We start from the raw sequence: 22,235 nt of genomic DNA on the forward strand, positions 1-22,235 counted from the left end.
CCCGGCCCCGCTGACCTCCCCCTGGTCGGCGGGGCTTTTTATTTGCGCCGTCGCAACCCCTGCGCGCCGCCCCGGATCAGAGCGCGCCGTGCCGATTGCCGTGGACCCTGGGGGCGGCCCATGCTGTGGGCTTGACCGGGGAGAGTCGCATGAGCGATCTGTTTGCATTGGCCATGCCATGGTGGGAATTCATCCTGCGCGCGGTGGTGGTGTACGTGCTGGTACTGGGCATGGTGCGGTTGTCGGGCAAGCGCGCGCTGGGCCAGATCACGCCCTTCGACGTGCTGTTGATCGTGCTGCTGGGCAACGCGGTGCAGAACGCCCTGCTGGGCAAGGACACCTCGTTGGGCGGTGGCCTGCTGCTGGCGGCCACGCTGATCCTGCTCAACTACGGCGTGGGCTGGCTGAGCACGCGCAGCCGGCGCGTGGAAACGCTGGTCGAAGGCGAGCCGGTGCTGATCGCGCGCGATGGCAAGGTGCTCGACTCGGTGCTCCGGCGCGAAATGGTGACCCAGTCCGACCTCGACGCCGCGCTGCGCCAGCAGGGCTGCCTGTCGATCGACGACGTCGCCCTGGCGGTGCTGGAAATCAACGGCCACATCACCATCGTGCCGAAGAAGGCGTAGATCCGCAGAAGGCGTAGATCCACGCCGTGCGTGGATGCCATCGTTCGGGACCGCAGCCACCCACGGGGGGTTCTACCCGCCGGGGCAACCATCGGCCGTATGCGCGTCCCACATCGCTAACGCTGCGGCCGCTGAGGTGCCGCGTTCGGTTACACCCAGTCGCGCGGCACCAGGTAATCGGCCAGGCGGGCCTCGTCGCTGCCGGCCTCCGGCTGGAAGCCATACTCCCAGCGCACCCGCGGCGGCAGGCTCATCAGGATGCTCTCGCTGCGCCCGCCGCTCTGCAGGCCGAACAGCGTGCCACGGTCGTAGACCAGGTTGAATTCCACGTAGCGGCCACGGCGGTACAACTGGAACTCGCGTTCGCGCTCGCCGTACGGGGTGTCCTTGCGCCGTGCCACGATCGGCAGGTACGCGTCCAGGAAACCCTCGCCGACCGCGCGCAGGTAGGCGAAATTACGTTCGAAGTCGCCGTGCAGGTCGTCGAAGAACAGCCCGCCCACGCCGCGCGTCTCGTTGCGATGGCGCAGGAAGAAGTACTCGTCGCACCAGCGCTTGTGCTCGGCATACCGCTCCTGGCCAAACGGCGCGCAGAGGTCACGCGCCACGCCATGCCAGTGCTGCACGTCTTCGTCGAACGGGTAGAACGGGGTCAGGTCGAAACCGCCGCCGAACCACGAGGCCACTTCCACCCCGTCGCGCTCGGCACGGAAGTAGCGCACGTTGGCGTGCGTGGTGGGCAGGTAGGGATTGGCCGGGTGGAACACCAGCGAGACTCCGGTGGCACGCCACGAGGCCCCCGCCAGTTCCGGCCGGTTGGCCGATGCCGACGGCGGCAGGCGGGTCCCGGCCACGTCGGAGAAGCCGATCCCGGCCTGCTCGAACACCGCGCCATCGCGCAGGATGCGGGTGCGCCCACCACCGCCTTCGGCGCGCTGCCAGACATCCTCGGCAAAGCGGGCGCGGCCGTCGGCCGCCTCCACGGCCGCACAGATGCGGTCCTGCAGGTCGGTCAGATAACTGCGCACGCGCTCGAATTCATTCATGGCGCTACTTTACCGCAGGCCGCAGACGCGCACGGTTAGCGTGGCCGCCGCGGGCGTCACTCGCGGCGTGCAGCGTCTTCAGCGATCGCGCGCACCATCGCGCGAAGCGCCGGCCAGTCGCGCGTAGCGTCTACGTCACAGGCGGTATGGGCCACGCCGCCGGCGACGCAGATGGCCTTCAAGGCCGCCGGCACGGCCTCGTCACCGGTGTGTTCGAAGACCTCGGCAAGGCCCACGCAGCCTGCGCGCACGCCTGCGCTGCACAGCGCCGCGTAGTACGGCTGCGCGCCGCGCCAGTCGTCCGCGCGGACACGCGTGGTGGCGGCGATCCTGCAGCCCAGCAGCTGGCCGGCCTTGCAGCAGGCCTCCGCGCCGCCCGCGCGGTCCAGCGTGGGGCAGTCCAACGGCTGGACGATCTCCAGGAACGCCCGCGGTCCACTGCTGCAGGCGTCGGTGGCGCCGGGCCGGCGCGTGTAATGGGCAAAGCGGGTGCTGCCGTCCATGCCCACCAGGCTGCCGTCCTCGGTGGCCTGCAGCACGAAATCGTCGCCGATGTCGCGTCGCAGGTGGATCCGCTCGTCCTGCACGCTCGCGCGCAGGCGGGTGGCGTAGCCGATCACCTGCACCACGCCGTCGTCACCGAAGCGAAGGCCCGACGGCAAGCCGGTTTCGGCCTGGTAGGTGCCACAGGGCAGGGTGGTGGTGGGCTGCGGCGACAACGCCGCCACCGACAGCCCGCGCAACGGCGCGACCAGGCTGCAGGCCTGGGCCTGCGGCCGCTCGCTGCAGGCATGCTGCAGGGCCTGGCGTGCGTCCAGCAGCCGGCCGGCGTCCCACAGCGCCTGGGCCACGCTCTGGCAGAATTCCTCGCGCGGGTGCTGCCGGCACAGGTCCGCCAGCTCGACCAGCTGTGCAGCGGGCAGCGTGGCCTGCGGGGCGCGGCTCAGCCCGGTGAGCGCCTTGCCCATGATCTCGCCGGCCACCGTCTCAAGCAGGCGCATGCAGACCTCGGCATCGAAGACCTTGGCGGTCTCATCGCATTGCGCCGGTTTCTCGAAGGGCGGCGCCTGCTCCGGCGCGGCCTCGTTGGCCTGGCGCTCGTACAGCTCGATCAGGCGCTTGCAGGCCACCGGCACGTCCTCGCGACACCACTGCCGCAGCTGCGCGGGCTCGGCCTCCAGGAAGTCTTCCAGGCAGGCGACGGGATCGGCGCGACAGCTGCCCTCTTCAACCGCGTAGAAGGGCTTGCAGGCGGCGGGCGTGTCGCGCACGAAGTCGTGGTAACCGCCGGTCAGCGTGCGGTCGCCTTCGCCGAAGGACCAGTTTTCCATGTCTCCGGTGGCCAGGTTGACCATGCCCAGCACGTCTTCGCTGCGGGCCAGGCGCAGTTCCTCGGTGGGCGCATGGGGCGAGGTCAGGAAGCCATGCCCCTCGCTCTCGATGATGAGCACGGCATTGCCGTCGTCCCGGGTGTAGCTGCCGCAGGCCATCGACTGGGCGGCGGCGGGAAGGCTGGCAGCGGCCAGGACGAGGACGGCCAGGGCGCGCCAGCCGGCAAAACGGCGGCGCGAGAAAACAGCAGGAGTCACGACAGCATCCTTGAACGGAAAACGAGACGTGCCGGCCTCAGGCAGAGGCGCGGCCACGAACGCACGGGTGGCTCAGCGCTGGAACCACGCCGTCACGTCGGCGCGCAGCAGGCGCACCACCAGCCAGCCATGCAGGCCGGCGAAGGCGATCGACGAGGTGACCGTGGTCACCAGGAAGGTCATGCGCTGGATCAGCAGTTCGTTGCGCAGGTCGCGCATCTCCGCGCCGGCTGTCTCGCTGCCCAGATAGTCCAGCAGGTGGCGGAAGCCGTCATCGAGCACCCAGCTGCAGGCGAAGTTGAACAGCGCGGTCACGACCAGCAGCACGATGAACAGCCACAGCGCCCAGCGCTGGCGGTACAGCATGCCCCAGCAGGCCACCACGCCGGCCACGGAGACCAGCAGCATGGCCACGCAGAAGGCCACCGCGTTGGCACCCAGCCAGCGCAGCGACGGCGCCAGCCAGGACAGGTCCTGGTCGTGCATGAGCTCCTGCAGCCAGCTCGCGCTGGACAGCGGTGCGGCGACCAGGGCGGCAGCCACCCAGCACACCGCCGAGACCACGCACAGGGCCAGCACCGACTTGGTCATCGGCGAGAGGAATTTCGGGGGTGCCAACGGATCGACCGCAGCGCGGGCGTTGGGCAGGGGCGGGGGAAGCAGCGATGACATCCGGTGTCCTGGTCGAGTCGGCGACAGGCGTCAGCCTGCCACCACCGCACGTGCGGCCGCGGGCAGGATATGGTCTTGGCTCAATGCTGCCAAGCGTCGTCCATGCGGCGGCTGCACGGGCACCCAGGCCAGTTCGGCGATTTCCGCGCGTGCCTGCGGCATGCCGTCGACCTGCACCAGCCACGCCTGGGCCCGCACCCGACGGCCTGTTTCGTGCACCGCCCAGGCCTCGAAACGCCCCAGCGGCACGGCGCTGGCCGCCTCCAGCCGCACGCCCAGTTCCTCGTCCAGTTCGCGGGCCAGAGCCTGCAGCGGTGCTTCGCCCGGTTCGGGCTTGCCCCCGGGCTGGATGAAGGTATCCGAGCCCTGCTTGCGCACCACCAGCACACGGCCGGTGGCGTCGCGGATGACCGCGGCGACGATCTCGATCGGCGCCGCGGCCTGGCTCACTTCAGGTTCTCGTTGAACAGCTTGAGGATGCGCTTGTACTGGTCCAGCCACGAGTCCGGACGCACGTAGCCGTGGCGTTCCAGCGGGTAGGGCGCGATGGACCAGTTGTCCTTGTGCAGCTCGATCAGCTTCTGGGTGAGGTTGACCGAGTCCTGGAAGAACACGTTGTCATCCATCATCCCGTGCGCGATCAGCAGGTGGTCCTGCAGGCCCTCGGCGTACTCGATCGGCGAGGAGGTGCGGTAGGCCTCGGGGTCGATGTCCGGGGTGTTGAGAATGTTGGCGGTGTAGCCGTGGTTGTACTGGTGCCAGTCCACCACCGGGCGCAGCGCGGCGCCGGCCTTGAACGTGCCCGGCGAGCGGAACAGCGCCATGAAGGTCATGAAGCCGCCGTAGGAACCGCCGTAGATGCCGGCGTGGGCACGGTCGCCCTGCCGGGTGTCCACCAGCCAGTCCAGGCCGTCCTTGTAATCCTCCAGCTCCGGGTGGCCCATGTTGCGGTAGATCGCCGTGCGCCAGTCGCGGCCGTAGCCCTCGCTGCCGCGGTAATCCATGTCCAGCACGATGTAGCCCTGCTGGACCAGCAGGTTGTGGAACATCTGCTCGCGGAAGTAGGCCGGGTAGCGCTGGTGCACGTTCTGCAGGTAGCCGGCGCCGTGCACGAACATGGCGATCGGGTACTGCTTGCCCGGTTCGGGGGTTTCCGGGCCGTAATACTTGGCCCAGACCACGCCGGCGCCATGCTTGGACGGCACCTGCACCAGCTTGGGCTGGATCCACTCGCGGGCCTTGAAGGCGGCGGTACGGGTATCGGTGAGGATCCTGGCCTGGCCGCCGCCGGTGGGCACCACCGCCAGCTGCGCCGGCAGGTAGGCGCCGGAGTAGCGGACCAGCAGCTGCTGGCCATCCGGCGACAGCGAGAAGTCTTCCACGCCGTTGAGCGAGGTCAGCTCACGCACCTGCCTGCTGGCGTTGTCGACCGCGCACACTTCGTAGTCGCCCGGGCTCTGCTGGTTGCACAGGAAGTAGAAACCGCGGCCGTCGGCGCTGGGCACCGGCATCGAGGTTTCCCACTTGCCGCCGGTCAGCGCCTGCGGCTTGGCCGTGCCCTGCTGGGTGTACAGGTGCGAGTAGCCCGATTCCTCCGACAGCAGCCACAGCGTGCGGTTGTCGTTGGACCAGCCGAAATCGTTGAAGCTCCAGTTGATCCAGGCCGCATCGGTGAGGCGGTGGCGGTTCTCCAGCCTGGCATTGGCCGGGCTGACGCTGGCGATCCAGCGGTCCTTGTTGTCGTTGGCGCGCAGCATGATCGCCGCCTGCTGGCCGTCGGCGCTCCAGCGGATCCCGGGCGCGCCGGGGCCGCCGAGCACTTCCACGGTGCGGTTGCCCTTCAGCGCGTCCTTGCCGGCGGCCTTGCGCAGCGACGCCAGCGGGTCGGTGGCGATGCCCGGCAGGCCGTCCAGCGACAGCGGCTTGACCGTGCCGCTCACCGCATCCACCAGCCACAGCGCGTGCGGCTCGGGGTCATTGCGGCCGACACGGGTGCGGGTGTCCTCGAATTCTTCGTAACCGGATTCGGTCACGTACTTGGGCATCTTGCCGCCGCGGCCTTCATCGAAGCTCTTGGGCTTGGTGACCACGATCAGGCTGCGGGTATCCGGGGACAGCACGCTGTCGACGATCTCCACCTCGGCGCCCAGGTACACCGGGCCTGGCGCACGGGTGCCGTCGGCGCGGCGCCAGCTGGCTTCCTGCGCCTTGAGCGCCTCGCGCTGGGCGCGGTCGTTGCGCAGGGTGGCCAGGGTGCGCAGCTGCTGGTCGCGCAGTACGTCGGCCTTGGGCGCGTCATCGGGGTTCTTCTCGGCCTTCAGGCTGGCCACCTGCTGCACGCCACCGTTGGCAGTCCAGTGGAACCAGTTCTGGCCAGTGCGCCAGATCACCCCGCCGTCGCGGGCGAAATTGACGGCGCTGGATTTCTCCGAGCTGCGGGTCAGCTGGGTCAGCGCGCCGCTGCGCAGGTCGCGCACGAACACATCGCCATTGCGGACGAACACCGCACGCTGGCGCGCGCTGTCGTAGACCGGACTGTCCACGTCGAGGGTGCCGCGCTGGTCATCGGCCACCTGCGCGGCCACGCCGCCGCTGAGCGGCTGGCGGAAGGTGTCACGGACCGGGCTGCCGGTGCGCTTGAGCTGGTACTCGACCTGCTGGCTGTTCCAGGACCACCACGCGCTCTCGACCGGCGGACCGATCCAGTCCGGGTCGGCCATGGCCTGCTCGATGGTGATCGGCGTCGGCGCCGCGTGGGCCGTACCGCCGAGGGCGGCGAGCAGCAGCAGGGACAAGGGCAGCGTTCTGGGCATTGCGGGCGGCACCGTAGTAGAAAACCCTGCAAGCGTAGCAGCCGCAAGGGCCGCGGGAAGGGGCCACAGGTCATGGGCGTGCGTTGGTGATCTGCGAGAGGCAAACGCGGCAGTCGGTGGGTCGGGCGCCGGGACCCCCTACCCTTCCCGGCGACGCCCCCGGTGTCGGCCTGCGGCCGCCCCCTCCTCCTTTATTTCGCCTCCAAGGGTAGGGGGCCCCAGCGCCCGACCCACCGACAGGCCCCGAAAAGCCCGGCGTCCACTTGCTTACCGCAAGCCGAGCCCCGTAGCGGCCGGTAGGCTCCTGGGCAAAATAAAGGAGGAGGCCGCCCCGCGGCCGGGGGACATTTGCACCAGGGGCCTACCGGCCACTGCGGGGCCCTCACGCTCGCGGTAACCCTGGGCGAAGGGCCTTGCCCTCTGAATCACCCGCCAACCCAAGACCGGGCTCCCCCTGCGACAAAGTGAAGCAGCGCGTCACCGGGTCGCATGTGCCTTTCACGGATACCGGCCCAGACTGGTGCGGATTTCCAGAAACCCGTCGGAGGCGTCACGTGGACGCGTTGTTGTTGTCGCGGATCCAATTCGGGTTCGTCATCAGTTTCCATGTGCTGTTCCCGGCCTTCACCATCGGCACCGCCAGTTGGCTGGCATTCGTGGAGTCGCGCTGGCTGCGCACCGGCAACCCCGTCTGGCGCGAGCTGTATTTCTTCTGGCAGAAGATCTTCGCGGTGTCCTTCGGCATGGGCGTGGTCAGCGGCATCGTCATGGCCTTCCAGTTCGGTACCAACTGGCCGCGGCTGAGCGAAGTGGCCGGCAGCGTGATCGGCCCGCTGCTCACCTATGAAGTGCTCACAGCGTTCTTCCTGGAAGCCAGCTTCCTCGGCGTGATGATGTTCGGTTGGGGCAAGGTGTCGCCGCGCCTGCACTTCCTGTCCACCTGCATGGTGGCGCTGGGCACGCTGTTTTCCACGTTCTGGATCCTGTCGTCCAACAGCTGGCTGCATACCCCGGCCGGCTACGCGATGATCGACGGCATCGTGCACCCGCAGGACTGGTGGCAGGTGGTGTTCAACCCCTCCTTCCCGTACCGCCTGGCGCACATGGCGCTGGGCTCGTTCATCACCACCTGCTTTGTGATCGGCGGCGTCGGCGCGTGGTACCTGCGCAAGGGCACCCACGTGGAGGCCGGGCGCACCATGCTGCTGGCGGCCGTCGCGTTCGCGGCGCTGACCGTGCCGGTGCAGATCTTCGTCGGCGACATGCACGGGTTGAACACGCTCAAGCACCAGCCGATGAAGATCGCCGCGGTGGAAGCGCACTGGCATGCGGAAGGCGAGGGCGAGGGCGTACCGCTGGTGGTGTTCGCGCTGCCCAATGAAAAGGCCGAGCGCAACGACTATGAAATCGCGATTCCGCGGCTGGGCAGTCTGATCCTCACCCATTCGCTGGAGGGCACCTTCGACCCGCTGACCTCCGTGCCGGCCAGCGAGCGGCCGCCGGTGGTGCCGGTGTTCTTCGCCTTCCGCATCATGGTCGGGCTGGGCACGCTGATGCTGCTGCTGGCCTGGGTGTCGGCGTTCCAGTGGTGGCGCGGCAAGCTGCTGCAGTCGCGCTGGCTGGTGCGCGGCTGGAACTGGATGCTGCCCAGCGGCTTCATCGCGCTGATATCCGGCTGGTTCGTCACCGAGATGGGGCGGCAGCCGTGGGTGGTCTATGGCGTGCTGCGCACCGCCGACGCGGTCGGCCCGCAGAGTGCGTGGATGACCGCGCTGTCGCTGGGCGTGTACGTGGTCGGTTACGCGTTCGTATTCGGCTGGGGTGTCTGGTACCTGGTCAAGATCATCCGCACCGGGCCCAAACCGCATGCGCCGGCACCGGCCCTGGAAGCCGGCAGCCATACCCCGGCGCGGCCGCTGTCCGGTGCCGACGAACCGCTGGAGGAGCGCTGAGATGGAGATGACAACCTGGCTGCCGGTGGCGTGGTTTGCGGTGATCGGCTTCGGCGTGCTGATGTACGTGGTGCTGGATGGGTTCGTGCTGGGCATCGGCATCCTCGCGCCGATGGCCGAGGACGAGGAACAGCTGGACATCATGATGAACACCGCCGCGCCGATCTGGGACGGCAACGAGACCTGGCTGGTACTGGGTGGCGCGGGCCTGATGGCGGCGTTTCCCAAGGCGTATGCGGCGTTGCTGTCGGCGCTGTACCTGCCGGTACTGCTGCTGGTGGTGGCGCTGGTGTTCCGCGGCGTGGCGTTCGAGTTCCGGTTCAAGGCGCACCGCTCGCGGCGGTTGTGGAGCGTGGCCTTCGGGCTGGGCTCGCTGCTGGCCGCGTTCGCACAGGGCGTGATCCTGGGCGCGCTGGTGCAGGGCCTGCAGGTGGTGGATGGCCGGTATGTGGGCGGGGCGTTCAGCTGGTTCAGCCCGTTCTCGATGCTGACCGGCGCGGCGGTGGTGTTCGGCTACGCGCTGCTGGGCAGCACCTGGCTGATCCTGAAGACCGAGGGCCGCGAGCAGACGTTCGCGCGCACGTTGACCCGGCCGCTGGTGGTGGCGGTGATCGTGTTCATGGGCCTAGTGAGCACCTGGCTGCCGTTCCTGGATTCGCGGCTGATGGCGCGCTGGTTCAGCGACGGCAACTTCTGGTGGCTGTCGCCGGTGCCGTTGCTGACCCTGGGCGTGGCGGTGGCGTTGTGGCGCAGCGCGATGCACCCCAGGCGCGACCTGCCGCCGTTCCTGCTGACCCTGGCGTTGTTCATCCTGGGCTTCATCGGGTTGGTGCTGGGCATGTGGCCGTACCTGCTGCCGCCGAGCATGACCCTGTGGCAGGCGGCCGCGCCGGCGTCGTCGCTGGGCTTCAGCCTGGTCGGGCTGGTGGTGTTGCTGCCGGTGATCCTGGGCTACACGGCCTGGTCCTACCGGGTGTTCCGCGGCAAGGTGCGGGCGGACGCGGGGTATCACTGAGGGGCGGGCGCTGGCCGTGGAAGGGGTCCAGAGCAGCCGACCAACGGTCGGCTCTACCGGGCGGGGCCGGGTTTGAGACATGCAGCCGACCAACGGTCGGCTCTACCGGGCGGGGCCGTGTTTGAGACATGCAGCCGACCAACGGTCGGCTCTACCGGGCGGGGCCGGGTTTGAGACATGCAGCCGACCAACGGTCGGCTCTACGGTTGGCCGGTGCGTGCCGGGCAGGACGCGGTCGGGCGCGGCTCAGCCGTGCAGGCCTTCGATCTCGACCAGCAGTTCGGCGCGGCAGACCTCGGCGTGCAGGACCACGAAGGCCGGGGCGCCCGGCAGGGCGGCCATCTGCGCGGCCACCGCCGGCATGTCCCCGGCCCGGCGCACATAGACTTTCAGCACCGAATCGGCGCCCAGCGTCGGTGACAACGTCGGCCGTTGCCGGCGGGCTGCGTCCACCAGACTCTGCAGATTGGTCAGCGTCTCGCGCAACTGCTCGTCCACCGCACCGGTGTGCTGCGACACATGGCCCACGATCGCCGCCGTCCCCGACTGCAGCAAGGGCAGCCCGGTCGCCTCCGGCGCCAGCAGCGCCCGCGAGAAACTCGGCGACTGTGGCCCGTACTGGCGCGGGTAGCGGAAGGCGCTGACCTGGCGTGGGTTCTCCAGCGGCAGCCCGGCCTCGCGCGCGGCCAGCCAGTACACCTGCAGCCGTCGGTCACCGTCGAAACGCCCGATGCACGTCGCCGCGGGCAGCGCCGCCTCGTCCAGTTCGCGCAGCCCGCGCACCCGGCCCACGCAGAAACGGCGGTAGCGCTCCTGGTCGCCGTCGCCCTCGGTCACCGCATCCAGGTAGTTCCACGTCCGCAGCAGGTGCGGAAATCCGCAACTGGCCAGGAAGCTGCTCATCCTCGCGTAGGCATCCGCCGCGGCCGACTCGATATCGCCGTCGACCTCCGCGATCTCCAGCACCCCGAACAGCACCGCCTCGTTGTGCGACCACCGGACCCCGTCGGTCACCCCGCAGCGCACCGGCGTCGGCGAACGCCATACCTCCACCTGCGCCGCACCGTGCTCGGCCAGCGGCACCTGCAGCCAGCGCGGGTCCCCGTCCAGCCGCGCATCGCGGTCACCGAAGCCGAACACCGCCAGGGTGCACGGGTCGGCCAACGCCGCCTCGCGCCGCGCGGCAGGCCGATAGGCGATGCTGAACAGCGCGGCTGCGGTGGGAGGGGAGGCCAGCGCCGGGGCCGATGCGTGCGGGAGGGTGCTGCTCATTTCAGATTGTGAATGCTGCCAGTGCCAAGGGTGTCATGATAGCGTGCGCTCCTTTTTACGGCGGTGCGCTGCGATGTCCCAGCCGCGCCACCGGGATCATCGCGTCGCTTCGCGCCTGCTGCCCACTGCACACACGGGGAAGTGTCTGCGGGTCGGGCAGGCTCCGTCCAAGGCCCCGGCGCGCCCCCTTCAAGCACTGCGCCCCGGGTGCCCATCAACATGTTGGCGTGAATGATCGAGTTTTCAGTGGTGGATTGGTCGGCCTGGGCACCGGGCCTGGCGTCGAAGCAGGACTGGCAGGCATGGGCGCAGGCCCCCGCGTTGCCGCACGGCGAGGACACCCCTGCGCTGTCCGAAGTGCCGGCCATGCAGCGGCGCCGGATCGAGCGCCTGGGCCGCATGGCCATCCAGGCGGCCTGCTGGTGCGAACAGCCCGATGACGACGGCCAGGTCCCGCTGGTGTTCGCCTCACGGCACGGCGACGTGGCCCGCTCGATGGAATTGCTGGACAGCCTGCGTACCGACAACAGCATGTCCCCGACCGCGTTCGGCCTGTCCGTGCACAACGCGGTGGCCGCGCTGTACTCCATCGCCCGCGGCCACCGCGGCAACTACCTGGCCCTGGCCGCCGGCCGCGCCACGGTCGAGGCCGCCTGCATCGAGGCTTATGGCCTGTTGGCCGACGGTGCCGAGGAAGTCCGCGTGGTGATCTACGAATCGCCGCTGCCCCCGGTGTACGCCGGCTTTGCCGACGAGCCCGACCCTTATTACGCCTGGTGCTGGCGGCTGGCCCGGGCCGATCGCCCCGGCATCCGGCTGTCGCTGGGCTGGGGTGCGGCCACCGCCGACAGCCCGGCGGCCGCGCTGCCGCACGGGCTGGATGCCATGCGCTTCCTGCTCGCCGGCGACAGTCGCCTGCAGATGGCCGCCGACGGCCAACAATGGACCTGGCAGCGCCATGGCTGAGCGCTGGCCGGCCCGTCTGAACCATGCCTGGCGGGTGTTCGGCACCGGCCTGAGCTTTGCCGTGTTCGGACTCGGCGGCCTGCTGCTGGGCGGCCTGCTGTTCCCGCTGCTGTTCCTGGTGCGTCACCCGGCCAGGCGCCGCAGCCTCGCCCGGCGCCTGGTGCAATTCAGCTTCGCCAGCCATGTCGGGCTGATGCGCCGGCTGGGGGTGATGACCTATGAGATCCGTGGCGCCGAGCGCCTGCAGCGCAACGGCCTGCTGATCCTGGCCAACCATCCCACCCTGATCGACGTGGTCCTGCTGATCGCCCAGCTGCCCAATGCCGACTGTGTGGTCAAGCAGGCCGTGGCCTGCAACCCGTTCATGCGTGGCCCGGTGCGCGCGGCTGGCTATGTCTCCAACGACGACGGGGCCGGGCTGATCGACGACTGCATCGCCGCGGTGCAGGCCGGCGGCAACCTGGTCATCTTCCCCGAGGGCACCCGGACCGTGCCCGGCCAGCCACTGCGCCTGCAGCGCGGGGCGGCCAACATCGCCGTGCGCGGACGGCTGGACATAACCCCGGTCAGGATCACCTGCACCCCGCCTACCCTGACCAAGGGCCAGAAATGGTATCGTGTGCCATCACGGCGTTTTCACGTTCAGCTGGAAGTCGGGGAAGATCTCCCGATCGCCCCCTTCCTGGCAGTAGCCGGTGACACGCCCAGGGGGGATGCCTTGGCGGCGCGGCGCGTGACCGATCATCTTGCCCATTACTTTGACTTCGCTGGAGAACCGAGCCGTGCAGGCACTTGAGCACGAGATCAAGGAATTGATCATTTCATCGCTTTCACTGGAAGACATCACTCCCGAAGACATCGATCCTGCGGCCCCTCTGTTCGTGGAGGGACTGGGCCTGGATTCGATCGACGCGCTTGAACTTGGTTTGGCCCTGCAGAAAAAGTACGGTGTCAGCCTGTCCGCGGATTCGGAAGAGACCCGTCGCCATTTCTCCAGCGTGCGTGCCCTGAGCGAGTTTGTCGCCGCACGCCAGCCGTCGTAACGGCGCGTCAGGATTTGCCATGACCAAGAACGAACTTTTCGATCGCATCGTCAAGATCCTCAAGGACAGCTTTGAGATCGAGCCGGCGCGCATCACGCCCCAAGCCCGCCTGTACGACGACCTGGACATCGACAGCATCGACGCGGTCGACCTGATCGTGCAGCTCAAGCCGCTGCTCGGCCGCAACCTGCAGCCGGAGGCATTCAAGGCAGTGCGTACCGTGCAGGACATCGTCGACGTGGTGCACGGGCTGCTGCCCGGTCAAGCAGCCGCCTGACGGCTGCCGCAGGACACTGACCATGGTCCGGGTGCGCGTCGCGGCGTTTGCGTTGCTGTCGCTGGCATACCCGCTGGTGGTGTACCTGTCGCTGGGCCGCTTCGAGCCGCGCTGGCTGTCGCTGCTGCTGTTCAGCCTGGCTGCGCTGCGCGCGCTCACCACCCGTCAGCCGGTGTGGTGGGTGGCTGCGCTGGGCACCGGGGTGCTGGCGCTGGTGGCCACCGCGTTCAACCAGGCGCTGCCGCTGAAGCTGTACCCGGCGCTGGTCAATGCGGTGATGCTGGTGATCTTCGCCACCAGCCTGCGCTTCCCGCCCAGCGCGGTGGAACGCCTGGCGCGCCTGAGCGAGCCGGACCTGCCGCCGTTCGCGGTGGTCTATACCCGCCGTGTCACCTGGGTGTGGTGCGGCTTCTTTGTCTTCAACGGGGGTCTGGCCCTGATCACGGCGCTGTGGGCGTCCAATCAGGTCTGGGCGCTGTACAACGGATTGTTGGCGTACGTGATGATGGGTGCTCTGTTTGGTGGGGAATGGCTGGTGCGGCGACGGGTCAAGGCAGCGCACGCGCATGGCTGAATGGATCGCACTGGATCGCCTGGCCGTGTCCGCGCGGCCGGGCCGGATCGTGGGCCACGCGCCGGACGGGGTGGTCGACCACCCGCGTTTCAGGCAGCAGGTGCTGTGCTGGCAGCAGGCGTTCGCGCGCGCGCCCGGCAGCGACTGGGCGCTGTACTTCGATGACACGCTGGTGTTCGCCGCCGCCCTGCTGGGGGCCTGGCATGCCGGCAAGCGGGTCTTCCTCGGCGGCGACAACCTGCCGGCCACGCTGGACGGGCTGAGCCCGCGGGTGGCCGGGTTCGCCGGTGACGTGCCGGCCCGCTACGCACCGCTGCCCCCTGATCGCGAAGCGCTGGCCGATGTACCGCTGCTGCCGCTGGACGAAGACCGGCTGGAGCTGGTGGTGTTCACCTCCGGCAGCACCGGCGCGCCGAGCGCGATCGTCAAGCGCATGCACCAGCTGACCCGCGAGGTGGATGCGCTGCAGGCCGCTTTCGGCGAGCAGCTGGAGGGTGCGCAGGTGCATGGCACCGTCTCCCACCAGCACATCTATGGCTTGCTGTTCCGCGTGCTGTGGCCGCTGGCGGCCGGGCGCGCGATCCAGCCGCGGCGCTTCTTCCACGAAGACCTGGTCAGCGCCTTGGCGCAGGGGCCGTCGGTGCTGGTGGCCACGCCGGCCCACCTCAAGCGCCTGCCCGGGCAGCTGGACTGGTCTTCGCTGCGGGGCCGCCTGCGCGCGGTGTTCTCCTCCGGCGGGCCGTTGCCGGAAGAGGCCGCGCTGCAGGCCGGCGCACTGCTGGGGGTGGCGCCGACCGAAGTGTTCGGCAGCAGCGAGACCGGCGGCATCGCCTGGCGCCGCTGGAGTGCCGAGCAGCCGCAGTGGCACCCGCTGCCCGGCGTGGCCTGGCGGATCGAGGGCGGCTGCCTGTCGGTGTCCTCGCCGCACCTGCAGGACCGTGCGTGGTGGCAGACCCAGGACAGGGTCGAAGCCGATGCCGGGCGCAGCTTCCGCCTGCTCGGCCGGGCCGACCGCATCGTCAAGATCGAAGAGCGCCGGGTCTCGCTGGACGCGCTGGAACACCAGCTGCGCACCCAACCGGACGTGCAGGACGTGCGCGTGCTGGTGCTGCCGGGCGCGCGCGAGCAGCTGGCCGCCGTGGTCGTGCCGCAGCCGGCCGGGGTGGCCGGCTGGGATGACGCGCAGCGCCGCCGCCAGGCACAGGCGCTCGGCGCGCACCTGGCCAGCAGCCATGATGCCGTGACCCGCCCGCGGCGCTGGCGCTTCGTCGACGAACTGCCGATCAATGCCCAGGGCAAGGTGACCGCCGCGGCGCTGGCGGCATTGTTCCGGCCGGTGTTGCCGACGGTGCAGTGGCAGCAGCGCGAGGCCGACGCGGCGGTGCTCCACCTGCCGCTGGAGGCGGACCTGATCGCCTTCGACGGGCACTTCCCGCAGGCGAAGATCCTGCCCGGCGTGGTCCAGCTGGATTGGGCGATCCACTATGCACGCCAGGTGTTCCGCATGCCGCCGCGCTTCGAACGGATGGATGCGCTGAAGTTCCAGCATGTGGCGCGCCCGGGCGACTGCCTGCAGCTCAGCCTGGGCTGGGATGCCGCCAAATCGGTGCTGACCTTCCGCTACGTGTCCGACCATGGCGTGCATGCCAGTGGCCGTGTGGTGTTCGGCGATGCATGAAACGCCGTCCCGTGCGATGCCGGCGGCGCCCTTCGCCCCGCTGGTGGTGATCCCGGTGTACGACCACGAACACGCCATCGGCGCGGTGGTGCGCGGCGTACTCGCCAGCGGACTGCCCTGCCTGCTGGTGGATGACGGCTCCCACCCGGGCTGCGCGCAGGTGCTGGATGCCCTCGCCGCGGCGCATGCGCCGCAGGTGGCGCTGCTGCGCCTGCCGCACAACCAGGGCAAGGGCGGGGCGATGCTGGCCGGGTTCGCCGAGGCCGCGCGGCGCGGGCACAGCCACGTGCTGCAGATCGATGCCGATGGCCAGCACGATCCGGGCGATATCCCGCGCTTCGTCGCGCTGGCCCGACAGCACCCGGACGCGGTGATCTGCGGTATCCCTGCCTACGATGCCAGCGTGCCCAAGGCACGCCTGTATGGCCGCTATGCGACCCACATCTGGGTGTGGATCAACACGCTGTCGCTGCACATCCGCGACTCGATGTGCGGCTTCCGGCTGTATCCGCTGGCGCCGGTGACGCGGCTGGTGGGCGAGGAAACCATCGGCCGGCGCATGGACTTCGACAGTGAGATCCTGGTGCGGCTGTTCTGGCGCGACGTGCAGGTGATCAGCCTGCCGACCAGGGTCACGTATCCCAGCGATGGCGTGTCGCACTTCGATGTGTGGCGCGACAACGTGCGCATCAGCCGCATGCATACCCGCCTGTTCTTCGGCATGCTGCCCCGCGCGCCACGGTTGCTGTGGCGCCGCCTGCGCGGTGCCGCGCCGGCGGGAGCGCCACCGGCATGACCGCGCCGGCACCGGCCACCGCCCCGCATTGGGCCGACCTGGGCGAGACCACCTCGGCCGCCGGGGTGCTGTTCCTGTGCTGGGTGCACCGCTGGTTCGGGCGCTGGCCGTTCCGCCTGTGCGTGTACCCGGTGGTGCTGTGCCACTGGCTTGGCAACCGGGTGGCACGGCAGTCCTCGCAGCAGTACCTGCGCCGGCTGCAGGCGCATACCGGCGTGCTCGGCCACGTGCCGGGGCGCTGGACCAGCCTGAAACACTTCGCGCTGTTCGCCGACACCCTGCTGGACAAGCTGCTCGGCCTGGGCGGCCGCTATCCGCCCAGCCATATCCGCCTGCAGCGCGACCTGATGCTGGAGAAGATCGCGCGCCGCGAGGGCGGGTTGATCCTCACCGCGCACATCGGCTGCCTGGAACTGTGCCAGGTGCTGGCCGAACAGGTGCCCGGCTTCCGCATCACCGTGCTGGTGCATACCGCGCACGCACAGCGCTTCAATCGGCTGATGCAGCGGCTGGACCCGCTGGCCTCGGTCGAACTGATGCAGGTCACCGACATGGGCCCGGCCACGGCGGTGGAGCTGCAGCGCCGCGTGGCCGACGGCGGCTTCGTGGCCATCGTCGGCGACCGCGTGCCGCTGCGCGGCGGGCGCACCGTGCCGGCCCCGTTCCTCGGCCATGTCGCGCAGTTTCCGATCGGCGCCTACGTGCTGGCGTCCGCGCTGGCCTGCCCGGTCTACACGATGGCCTGCCTGCACGAAGGCGACGGCTACCGCGTGCGCTTCGAGCACTTCAGCGACCGCATCGTGCTGCCGCGCGGCTCGCGCGATGCCGCGCTGACCGCGCAGGCCGAACAATTCGCCCGGTGGCTGGAAGTTCAGGTCACCCAGGCACCCTTGGACTGGTTCAATTTCTTCCCCTTCTGGGATCAGGCATCTCATGGCAAGTAATCCCCCCGACATCCGCTTCGGCGATGCGCCGCTGACCATCGAAGACGTGGTCGCGCTCTCGCAGCGCCAGGCCCAGGCCGTGGTCAGCGACGATCCGGCCTTCCAGGCACGCATCCAGAAGGGGGCCGATTTCCTCGACCGCCTGCTGCGCGAAGACGGCGTCATCTATGGGGTGACCACCGGCTACGGCGACTCGTGCACGGTCAACATCCCGCCGGCGCTGGTCGCCGAGCTGCCGCACCACCTGTTCACCTACCATGGCTGCGGCCTGGGCCGTTTCCTGGACGAGAACGAGACGCGCGCGGTGATCGCCGCGCGGCTGGCCTCGCTGGTGCGCGGCATGTCCGGGGTGAGCCATCCGCTGCTGCAGGGCCTGGCCACCTTGCTGCGCCACGACGTGCTGCCGCTGATCCCGGCCGAAGGCTCGGTCGGCGCCAGTGGCGACCTCACCCCGCTGTCCTACGTGGCCGCGGTGCTGTGTGGCGAGCGCGAGGTGATGTACCAGGGCGCGCGCCGCCCGGCCGCCGAGGTCCTGGCCGAGATCGGCATGACCCCGCTGCGGCTGCGCCCCAAGGAAGGCCTGGCGATCATGAACGGCACCGCGGTGATGACCGCGCTGGCCTGCCTGGCGTACGACCGCGCCGATTACCTGACCCGGCTGGCCACGCGCCTGACCGCGTTCAACGTGCTGGCCAGCGACGGCAACGCGCACCATTTCGATGAGATGCTGTTTGCCGCCAAGCCGCACCCGGGCCAGATGCAGATCGCCGCGCGGTTGCGCCAGGACCTGCACAGCGACCGTCCGCCGCGCAACGAACAGCGCCTGCAGGACCGCTATTCGCTGCGCTGCGCCCCGCACGTGATCGGCGTGGTGCAGGACGCGCTGCCGTTCTTCCGCCAGCTGATCGAAACCGAGCTCAACAGCGCCAACGACAACCCGCTGATCGACGCCGACGGCGAGCGCATCCTGCACGGCGGGCATTTCTACGGTGGCCACATCGCCTTTGCGATGGATGCGCTGAAGAACGCCATCGCCAACCTGGCCGATCTGCTCGACCGGCAGATGGCGCTGGTGGTGGACGCGCGCTACAACCATGGCCTGCCGGCCAACCTGTCCGGCGCCAGCGGCCCGCGCGCGGCGATCAACCATGGCCTGAAGGCGCTGCAGATCAGCGTGTCGGCATGGACCGCCGAGGCACTCAAGCAGACCATGCCGGCCTCGGTGTTTTCGCGGTCCACCGAATGCCACAACCAGGACAAGGTCAGCATGGGCACCATCGCCGCGCGCGACTGCCTGCGCGTGATCGAGCTGACCGAGCAGGTGGTTGCCGCGCTGCTGATCACCGCCCGCCAGGGCGTGGCGCTGCGCCAGCGGGTGGGCATGAACGCCACCCTGCATGGCGAACTGGATGCGATGTACCAGGACCTGTGCGCACGTATCGCGCTGGTCGATGAAGACCGTGCCCTGGATCGCGAACTGCGGGCGCTGCTCGAGGACATCCGTGGCCAGCGCTGGAGCCTGTATGACCAGGCCTGACCTCAGTGGGGAGGTGGCGCTGTCGCCCACCTTCCATGACTGCGACCCGATGCACGTCGTGTGGCACGGCAACTACTTCAAGTACTTCGAGATCGCGCGCTGCGCCTTGTTGCAGCGCTATGACTACGACTACCCGCAGATGCGCGAGTCCGGCTACCTCTGGCCGGTGGTGGATGCGCGGGTGAAGTACATCCGGCCATTGCTGTACGGGCAGGCGCTGCGCGTGCGCGCGACCATCACCGAATGGGAAAACCGGCTGAAGATCGCCTACGAGATCCTCGATGCCGACAGCGGCGCGGTGCTGACCCGCGCCCACACCATCCAAGTGGCCGTGGACGCGGTCACCAACGAAATGCTGTACCTGTGCCCGTCCGTGCTGTGGGACCGTCTGGGAGTTGAAGTGCAATGAACGCTCTGCTGCGCACGCTGGTCGTGCTGTTGTCGTTGCTGGTGGCCGTGCCCGCGTTGGCCGCGCCGGCGCTCGCCGATGTCGATCTGGTCAAGCAGCGCGTGGCCAAGGTCGGCGTGCTGCGCGGTGAATTCACCCAGGAGAAACAGGTGGCCGGCTTCAAGAACCCGCTGCGCTCGCAGGGCAGCTTCGTGCTGGCCCAGGACCACGGCGTGATCTGGACCACGCTCAAGCCGTTCCCGTCCGAAGTGGTGGTGACCCGTGACCGCATCCTCAGCCGCCAGCGCGACGGCAGCAGCCGGGTCGAACTGGACGGCCGCCAGCAGCCGGCGATGCGGTCGGTCAACGCGATCATGTTCGCGCTGATGAGCGGCGATGCGCAGGCGCTGTCGGCGCAGTTCACGGTCAAGGTGGAGGCGTTGCCCAACAACGGCTGGACGATGCAGCTGAGCCCGCGCTCGGCGATGCTGGCCAAGGTGTTCACCGGGCTGGCGCTGAGTGGCGACCGCTACGTGCGCGAGGTGCAGATCACCGAAGCCAACCAGGACGTCACCCGCATCCACTTCGCCGGCATGCGCGAGACCCCGGCGCAGCTGAGCGCGGACGAGGGACGCAAGTTTGAATGAGTCCCTGCACGCGGGGCAGGGCAACGCCCTGGCCCCGAACGGACGGCTGCAGCGCGTGTGGCGCTGGCTGGCCATCCTCTGGCTGCTGGTGCTGATCGGCCTGGGCGCGCAGCAATGGCACCTGTGGAAAAGCCAGTCGCGGATCGACACCGACATCCTGGCGCTGTTGCCGCAGGATGCGCACGACCGCCTGCTGTCCGATGTCACCCGGCGCATCGCCGATGCCAATGCGCGCCAGATCGTGGTGCTGCTGGGCAGTGCCGACGCGGCGCGGACCAAGGCGGCCGAGCAGGCCTTCCGCCGCGCGCTGCGTGACAGCGCCGAAGGCAAGGCGTTGCTGGTGGACAGTGGTTCGATCGAAGGCTGGTTCGAGCAGGCGCGCGCGTTCTATGCACCGTACCGCGACCGCCTGCTGACCAGCGACCAGCGCCAGCGCCTGCAGGCCGAGCCGGTCGATGGCCTGGCCGCGTCGGCACTGGCCGCGCTGTATGGCCCGATGGGCGCGCCGCGGCTGACCGAATGGCGGCAGGACCCGCTGTCGCTGTGGCCGCAGTGGTGGCAGGAGCGCGCGCTGGGGTCCGGGCTGCGCGTGGGCGATGACGGCCTGCTCGAGGCCGAGGGCAAGCATTGGTCGATCGTGCAGTACGACACGGTCGGCTCGGCGTTCCAGCTCGACGGCGAGCGCCATATCGATCTGCTGCTCGATGCGGCCACCGCCGCCGCGGCCAAACAGGCGCCGGGGCTGGAGGTGCTGCGCGCCGGCGTGCCGCTGCATGCCGAAGCCGCGGCGGTGCAGGCCAATCGCGAGATCAACACGATCGGCTGGGGCTCGCTGGCCGCGGTGTTGCTGCTGGTCTGGCTGGCGTTCCGTTCGTTGCGCCCGATCCTGCTGGTGGCGGCCTCGCTGCTGATCGGCTGCGGCGTGGCGCTGGCGGTGACGGTGCTGGTGTTCGGCAAGGTGCATGTGCTCACGCTGGTGTTCGGTGCCTCGTTGGTCGGCGTGGCCGAGGACTACGGCATCCACTGGTTCGCTTCGCGCCAGGCCGAGCCGGCCGACCGCCGCTGGCGCTTGCTGCGGCACCTGCTGCCCGGCCTGTGGCTGGCCCTGCTGACCAGCGCACTGGCCTACCTGGCGCTGGGCCTGGCACCGTTCCCCGGCCTGCGCCAGATGGCGCTGTTCTCGGTGGTCGGGCTGGCCGCCGCGTTCCTGACGGTGATCTTCTGGTTCCCGTGGCTGGACGGCGGCGAGATCCGCAGCACGCGGTTCGCGCGCTGGCTGGGGGGCACCCTGGAGCGCTGGCCCCGCCTGCAGGGCCGCCGTACCGTCCTGTTCCTGGGCGTGGCGGCGGTGTTCTCGGCAGTCGGCATCGCCCGCCTCGGCAGCAACGACGACCTGCGCAGCCTGCAGTCCTCGCCCAAGACCCTGATCGACCAGCAGATCCGCATCAGCCAGATGCTGGGCATGCCCAGCCCGGCGCAGTTCTACCTGGTGCAGGGCGATGACGCCGAGCAGGTACTGCAGCGCGAAGAGGCGCTGATCGAGCGCCTGCGCGTGCTGTCCGCCAAAAAGCAGATCGGCGGCTATCGCGCGATCAGCGACTGGTTGCCCTCCCGCCAGCGCCAGCACGCCGATGCCGCGCTCACCGCCCGGGTCGAACCGCAGGTGCTCGGCAAGGTGGGCGAGGCGGTCGGCGAACCGCTGGCACGCCCGGACTACGCGGCCAGCGACCTGGACGCCGATGCGTTCCTGGCCTCGCCGGCGGCGATGCCGTTCCGGCACCTGTGGCTGGGCAAGGTGGGCGGCGGCCTGGCGTCGGTGGTGATGGTCGATGACCTGTCGCGTGCCGATGCCCTGACCCTGCTTGAAGCGCAGGCCCAGGGCATCCCGGGCGTGCGCTGGGTCGATCGCACCGCCGACTTCTCCAAGCTGCTCAAGCATTACCGCAAGCTGATGAGCGGGCTGCTGCTGGTTGGCATCGTGCTGGTGTTCGCGGTGCTGTACTGGCGCTACCGCGCGCAGGCCTGGCGCGTGTTCGCCCCGACCCTGGTGGCCGGCGCCCTCACCCTGGCCCTGCTCGGCCTGTTCGGCCAGCCGCTGCAGTTGTTCAACGTGCTGGCGCTGATGCTGCTGCTGGGCATGGGCATCGACTACGGCATCTTCCTGATCGAGCACCGCGGCGATGCCAGCGCATGGCTGGCGGTGTGCGTGGGCGCGGCCAGTACCTGGCTGTCGTTTGGGCTGCTCGGCCTGTCGGCCACGCCGGCGCTGCGCGCCTTCGGCCTGACCCTGTTGTTCGGCATCGGCCTGGTCTGGATCATCTCGCCGTTGTTCCGCCCACCGCCGCACGACGCACCGCACTGAGCGACGCGTCCGCCTTTTCCTCTCCCACGTTTTCTGAT

At 69.4% G+C, this 22,235-nt stretch carries 21 protein-coding genes; 15 read left to right on the forward strand and 6 right to left on the reverse strand.

Annotated elements, in window-relative coordinates; genetic code table 11:
* Positions 1-149: 149 nt before the first annotated feature.
* Positions 150-626, forward strand: coding sequence for a DUF421 domain-containing protein (locus tag AC06FD_RS14320; protein ID WP_259209462.1), 477 nt, complete (start codon positions 150-152; stop codon positions 624-626).
* 149 nt (positions 627-775) lie between these two features.
* On the opposite strand, the gene hemF is transcribed toward AC06FD_RS14320, so the two are convergent.
* The 5 genes from hemF to AC06FD_RS14345 form a co-directional block, all read right to left on the reverse strand.
* A complete protein-coding gene (gene hemF / locus AC06FD_RS14325; protein ID WP_259209464.1) occupies positions 776-1,672 on the reverse strand; it encodes an oxygen-dependent coproporphyrinogen oxidase in 897 nt (298 codons plus the stop codon).
* Between the two features lie 56 nt (positions 1,673-1,728).
* The gene (locus tag AC06FD_RS14330; protein WP_478078172.1) at positions 1,729-3,261 is read right to left on the reverse strand and encodes a hypothetical protein; all 1,533 of its coding nucleotides are present in this window, start codon (positions 3,259-3,261) and stop codon (positions 1,729-1,731) included.
* Between the two features lie 72 nt (positions 3,262-3,333).
* Entirely contained in the window at positions 3,334-3,933 is a 600-nt protein-coding gene (locus tag AC06FD_RS14335) for a hypothetical protein (protein WP_478078173.1), read from the reverse strand.
* Between the two features lie 30 nt (positions 3,934-3,963).
* A complete protein-coding gene (locus AC06FD_RS14340) occupies positions 3,964-4,383 on the reverse strand; it encodes an NUDIX hydrolase (protein WP_478048226.1) in 420 nt (139 codons plus the stop codon).
* Positions 4,380-6,746 carry a S9 family peptidase gene (locus AC06FD_RS14345; protein WP_478078174.1) on the reverse strand — a complete coding sequence of 789 codons (2,367 nt, stop codon included), beginning with the start codon at positions 6,744-6,746 and terminating at the stop codon, positions 4,380-4,382. The genes AC06FD_RS14340 and AC06FD_RS14345 overlap by 4 nt, the downstream gene beginning before the upstream one ends.
* A gap of 554 nt (positions 6,747-7,300) precedes the next feature.
* Between AC06FD_RS14345 and AC06FD_RS14350 the strand changes: the two genes are divergently transcribed.
* Entirely contained in the window at positions 7,301-8,698 is a 1,398-nt protein-coding gene (locus AC06FD_RS14350) for a cytochrome ubiquinol oxidase subunit I (RefSeq protein ID WP_478078175.1), read from the forward strand.
* Between the two features lies 1 nt (position 8,699).
* A complete protein-coding gene (gene cydB / locus AC06FD_RS14355; RefSeq protein ID WP_259209477.1) occupies positions 8,700-9,713 on the forward strand; it encodes a cytochrome d ubiquinol oxidase subunit II in 1,014 nt (337 codons plus the stop codon).
* 246 nt (positions 9,714-9,959) lie between these two features.
* Here cydB and AC06FD_RS14360 read toward each other — a convergent pair whose 3' ends face one another.
* On the reverse strand, positions 9,960-10,985 hold the full coding sequence (locus AC06FD_RS14360) for a chorismate transformation FkbO/Hyg5 family protein (RefSeq protein ID WP_478078176.1): 1,026 nt from the start codon (positions 10,983-10,985) through the stop codon (positions 9,960-9,962).
* Positions 10,986-11,216: 231 nt separating this feature from the next.
* Between AC06FD_RS14360 and AC06FD_RS14365 the strand changes: the two genes are divergently transcribed.
* Genes AC06FD_RS14365 through AC06FD_RS14420 form a run of 12 tightly spaced genes read left to right on the forward strand, consistent with a single transcriptional unit; the run spans position 11,217 to position 22,197 of the window.
* Positions 11,217-11,951, forward strand: coding sequence for a beta-ketoacyl synthase chain length factor (locus AC06FD_RS14365; protein WP_394163142.1), 735 nt, complete (start codon positions 11,217-11,219; stop codon positions 11,949-11,951).
* Positions 11,944-12,747: a lysophospholipid acyltransferase family protein gene (locus AC06FD_RS14370; RefSeq protein WP_259209486.1), complete on the forward strand. Its 804-nt coding sequence runs from the start codon at positions 11,944-11,946 to the stop codon at positions 12,745-12,747. The genes AC06FD_RS14365 and AC06FD_RS14370 overlap by 8 nt, the downstream gene beginning before the upstream one ends.
* Positions 12,734-12,994 (forward strand): phosphopantetheine-binding protein, encoded by a 261-nt coding sequence (locus AC06FD_RS14375; RefSeq protein WP_228886160.1) that lies wholly within the window; start codon positions 12,734-12,736, stop codon positions 12,992-12,994. Before AC06FD_RS14370 ends, AC06FD_RS14375 begins: the two co-directional genes overlap by 14 nt.
* A gap of 19 nt (positions 12,995-13,013) precedes the next feature.
* Complete coding sequence (locus tag AC06FD_RS14380; protein ID WP_038685533.1) at positions 13,014-13,271, forward strand: acyl carrier protein; 258 nt, start codon at positions 13,014-13,016, stop codon at positions 13,269-13,271.
* A 22-nt stretch (positions 13,272-13,293) separates the two neighbouring features.
* On the forward strand, positions 13,294-13,845 hold the full coding sequence (locus AC06FD_RS14385; protein WP_259209491.1) for a COG4648 family protein: 552 nt from the start codon (positions 13,294-13,296) through the stop codon (positions 13,843-13,845).
* Positions 13,838-15,523, forward strand: a complete 1,686-nt coding sequence (locus AC06FD_RS14390; protein ID WP_478078177.1) for an ApeI family dehydratase — start codon at positions 13,838-13,840, stop codon at positions 15,521-15,523. The genes AC06FD_RS14385 and AC06FD_RS14390 overlap by 8 nt, the downstream gene beginning before the upstream one ends.
* Entirely contained in the window at positions 15,516-16,319 is an 804-nt protein-coding gene (locus AC06FD_RS14395; protein ID WP_478078178.1) for a glycosyltransferase family 2 protein, read from the forward strand. The genes AC06FD_RS14390 and AC06FD_RS14395 overlap by 8 nt, the downstream gene beginning before the upstream one ends.
* Positions 16,316-17,263, forward strand: a complete 948-nt coding sequence (locus tag AC06FD_RS14400) for an LpxL/LpxP family acyltransferase (protein ID WP_394163148.1) — start codon at positions 16,316-16,318, stop codon at positions 17,261-17,263. Before AC06FD_RS14395 ends, AC06FD_RS14400 begins: the two co-directional genes overlap by 4 nt.
* Positions 17,253-18,800, forward strand: coding sequence for an HAL/PAL/TAL family ammonia-lyase (locus AC06FD_RS14405; RefSeq protein ID WP_394163150.1), 1,548 nt, complete (start codon positions 17,253-17,255; stop codon positions 18,798-18,800). The genes AC06FD_RS14400 and AC06FD_RS14405 overlap by 11 nt, the downstream gene beginning before the upstream one ends.
* The gene (locus tag AC06FD_RS14410; protein ID WP_259209503.1) at positions 18,787-19,209 is read left to right on the forward strand and encodes an acyl-CoA thioesterase; all 423 of its coding nucleotides are present in this window, start codon (positions 18,787-18,789) and stop codon (positions 19,207-19,209) included. The genes AC06FD_RS14405 and AC06FD_RS14410 overlap by 14 nt, the downstream gene beginning before the upstream one ends.
* Positions 19,206-19,835 carry an outer membrane lipoprotein carrier protein LolA gene (locus tag AC06FD_RS14415; RefSeq protein ID WP_394163152.1) on the forward strand — a complete coding sequence of 210 codons (630 nt, stop codon included), beginning with the start codon at positions 19,206-19,208 and terminating at the stop codon, positions 19,833-19,835. Before AC06FD_RS14410 ends, AC06FD_RS14415 begins: the two co-directional genes overlap by 4 nt.
* On the forward strand, positions 19,828-22,197 hold the full coding sequence (locus AC06FD_RS14420; RefSeq protein WP_478078180.1) for an MMPL family transporter: 2,370 nt from the start codon (positions 19,828-19,830) through the stop codon (positions 22,195-22,197). Before AC06FD_RS14415 ends, AC06FD_RS14420 begins: the two co-directional genes overlap by 8 nt.
* Positions 22,198-22,235 lie beyond the last annotated feature (38 nt).

Source organism: Stenotrophomonas sp. Steno-Z1 (assembly GCF_056393175.1).

What these genes read in the sequence shown, in the direction of transcription:
- AC06FD_RS14320 (WP_259209462.1), top strand. Translation starts at nt 150, where the DNA reads ATGAGCGATCTGTTTGCATTGGCCATGCCATGGTGGGAATTCATCCTG.
- hemF (WP_259209464.1), bottom strand. Translation starts at nt 1,672, where the DNA reads ATGAATGAATTCGAGCGCGTGCGCAGTTATCTGACCGACCTGCAGGAC.
- AC06FD_RS14335 (WP_478078173.1), bottom strand. Translation starts at nt 3,933, where the DNA reads ATGTCATCGCTGCTTCCCCCGCCCCTGCCCAACGCCCGCGCTGCGGTC.
- AC06FD_RS14345 (WP_478078174.1), bottom strand. Translation starts at nt 6,746, where the DNA reads ATGCCCAGAACGCTGCCCTTGTCCCTGCTGCTGCTCGCCGCCCTCGGC.
- cydB (WP_259209477.1), top strand. Translation starts at nt 8,700, where the DNA reads ATGGAGATGACAACCTGGCTGCCGGTGGCGTGGTTTGCGGTGATCGGC.
- AC06FD_RS14360 (WP_478078176.1), bottom strand. Translation starts at nt 10,985, where the DNA reads ATGAGCAGCACCCTCCCGCACGCATCGGCCCCGGCGCTGGCCTCCCCT.
- AC06FD_RS14365 (WP_394163142.1), top strand. Translation starts at nt 11,217, where the DNA reads ATGATCGAGTTTTCAGTGGTGGATTGGTCGGCCTGGGCACCGGGCCTG.
- AC06FD_RS14370 (WP_259209486.1), top strand. Translation starts at nt 11,944, where the DNA reads ATGGCTGAGCGCTGGCCGGCCCGTCTGAACCATGCCTGGCGGGTGTTC.
- AC06FD_RS14380 (WP_038685533.1), top strand. Translation starts at nt 13,014, where the DNA reads ATGACCAAGAACGAACTTTTCGATCGCATCGTCAAGATCCTCAAGGAC.
- AC06FD_RS14385 (WP_259209491.1), top strand. Translation starts at nt 13,294, where the DNA reads ATGGTCCGGGTGCGCGTCGCGGCGTTTGCGTTGCTGTCGCTGGCATAC.
- AC06FD_RS14390 (WP_478078177.1), top strand. Translation starts at nt 13,838, where the DNA reads ATGGCTGAATGGATCGCACTGGATCGCCTGGCCGTGTCCGCGCGGCCG.
- AC06FD_RS14395 (WP_478078178.1), top strand. Translation starts at nt 15,516, where the DNA reads ATGCATGAAACGCCGTCCCGTGCGATGCCGGCGGCGCCCTTCGCCCCG.
- AC06FD_RS14400 (WP_394163148.1), top strand. Translation starts at nt 16,316, where the DNA reads ATGACCGCGCCGGCACCGGCCACCGCCCCGCATTGGGCCGACCTGGGC.
- AC06FD_RS14405 (WP_394163150.1), top strand. Translation starts at nt 17,253, where the DNA reads ATGGCAAGTAATCCCCCCGACATCCGCTTCGGCGATGCGCCGCTGACC.
- AC06FD_RS14410 (WP_259209503.1), top strand. Translation starts at nt 18,787, where the DNA reads ATGACCAGGCCTGACCTCAGTGGGGAGGTGGCGCTGTCGCCCACCTTC.
- AC06FD_RS14415 (WP_394163152.1), top strand. Translation starts at nt 19,206, where the DNA reads ATGAACGCTCTGCTGCGCACGCTGGTCGTGCTGTTGTCGTTGCTGGTG.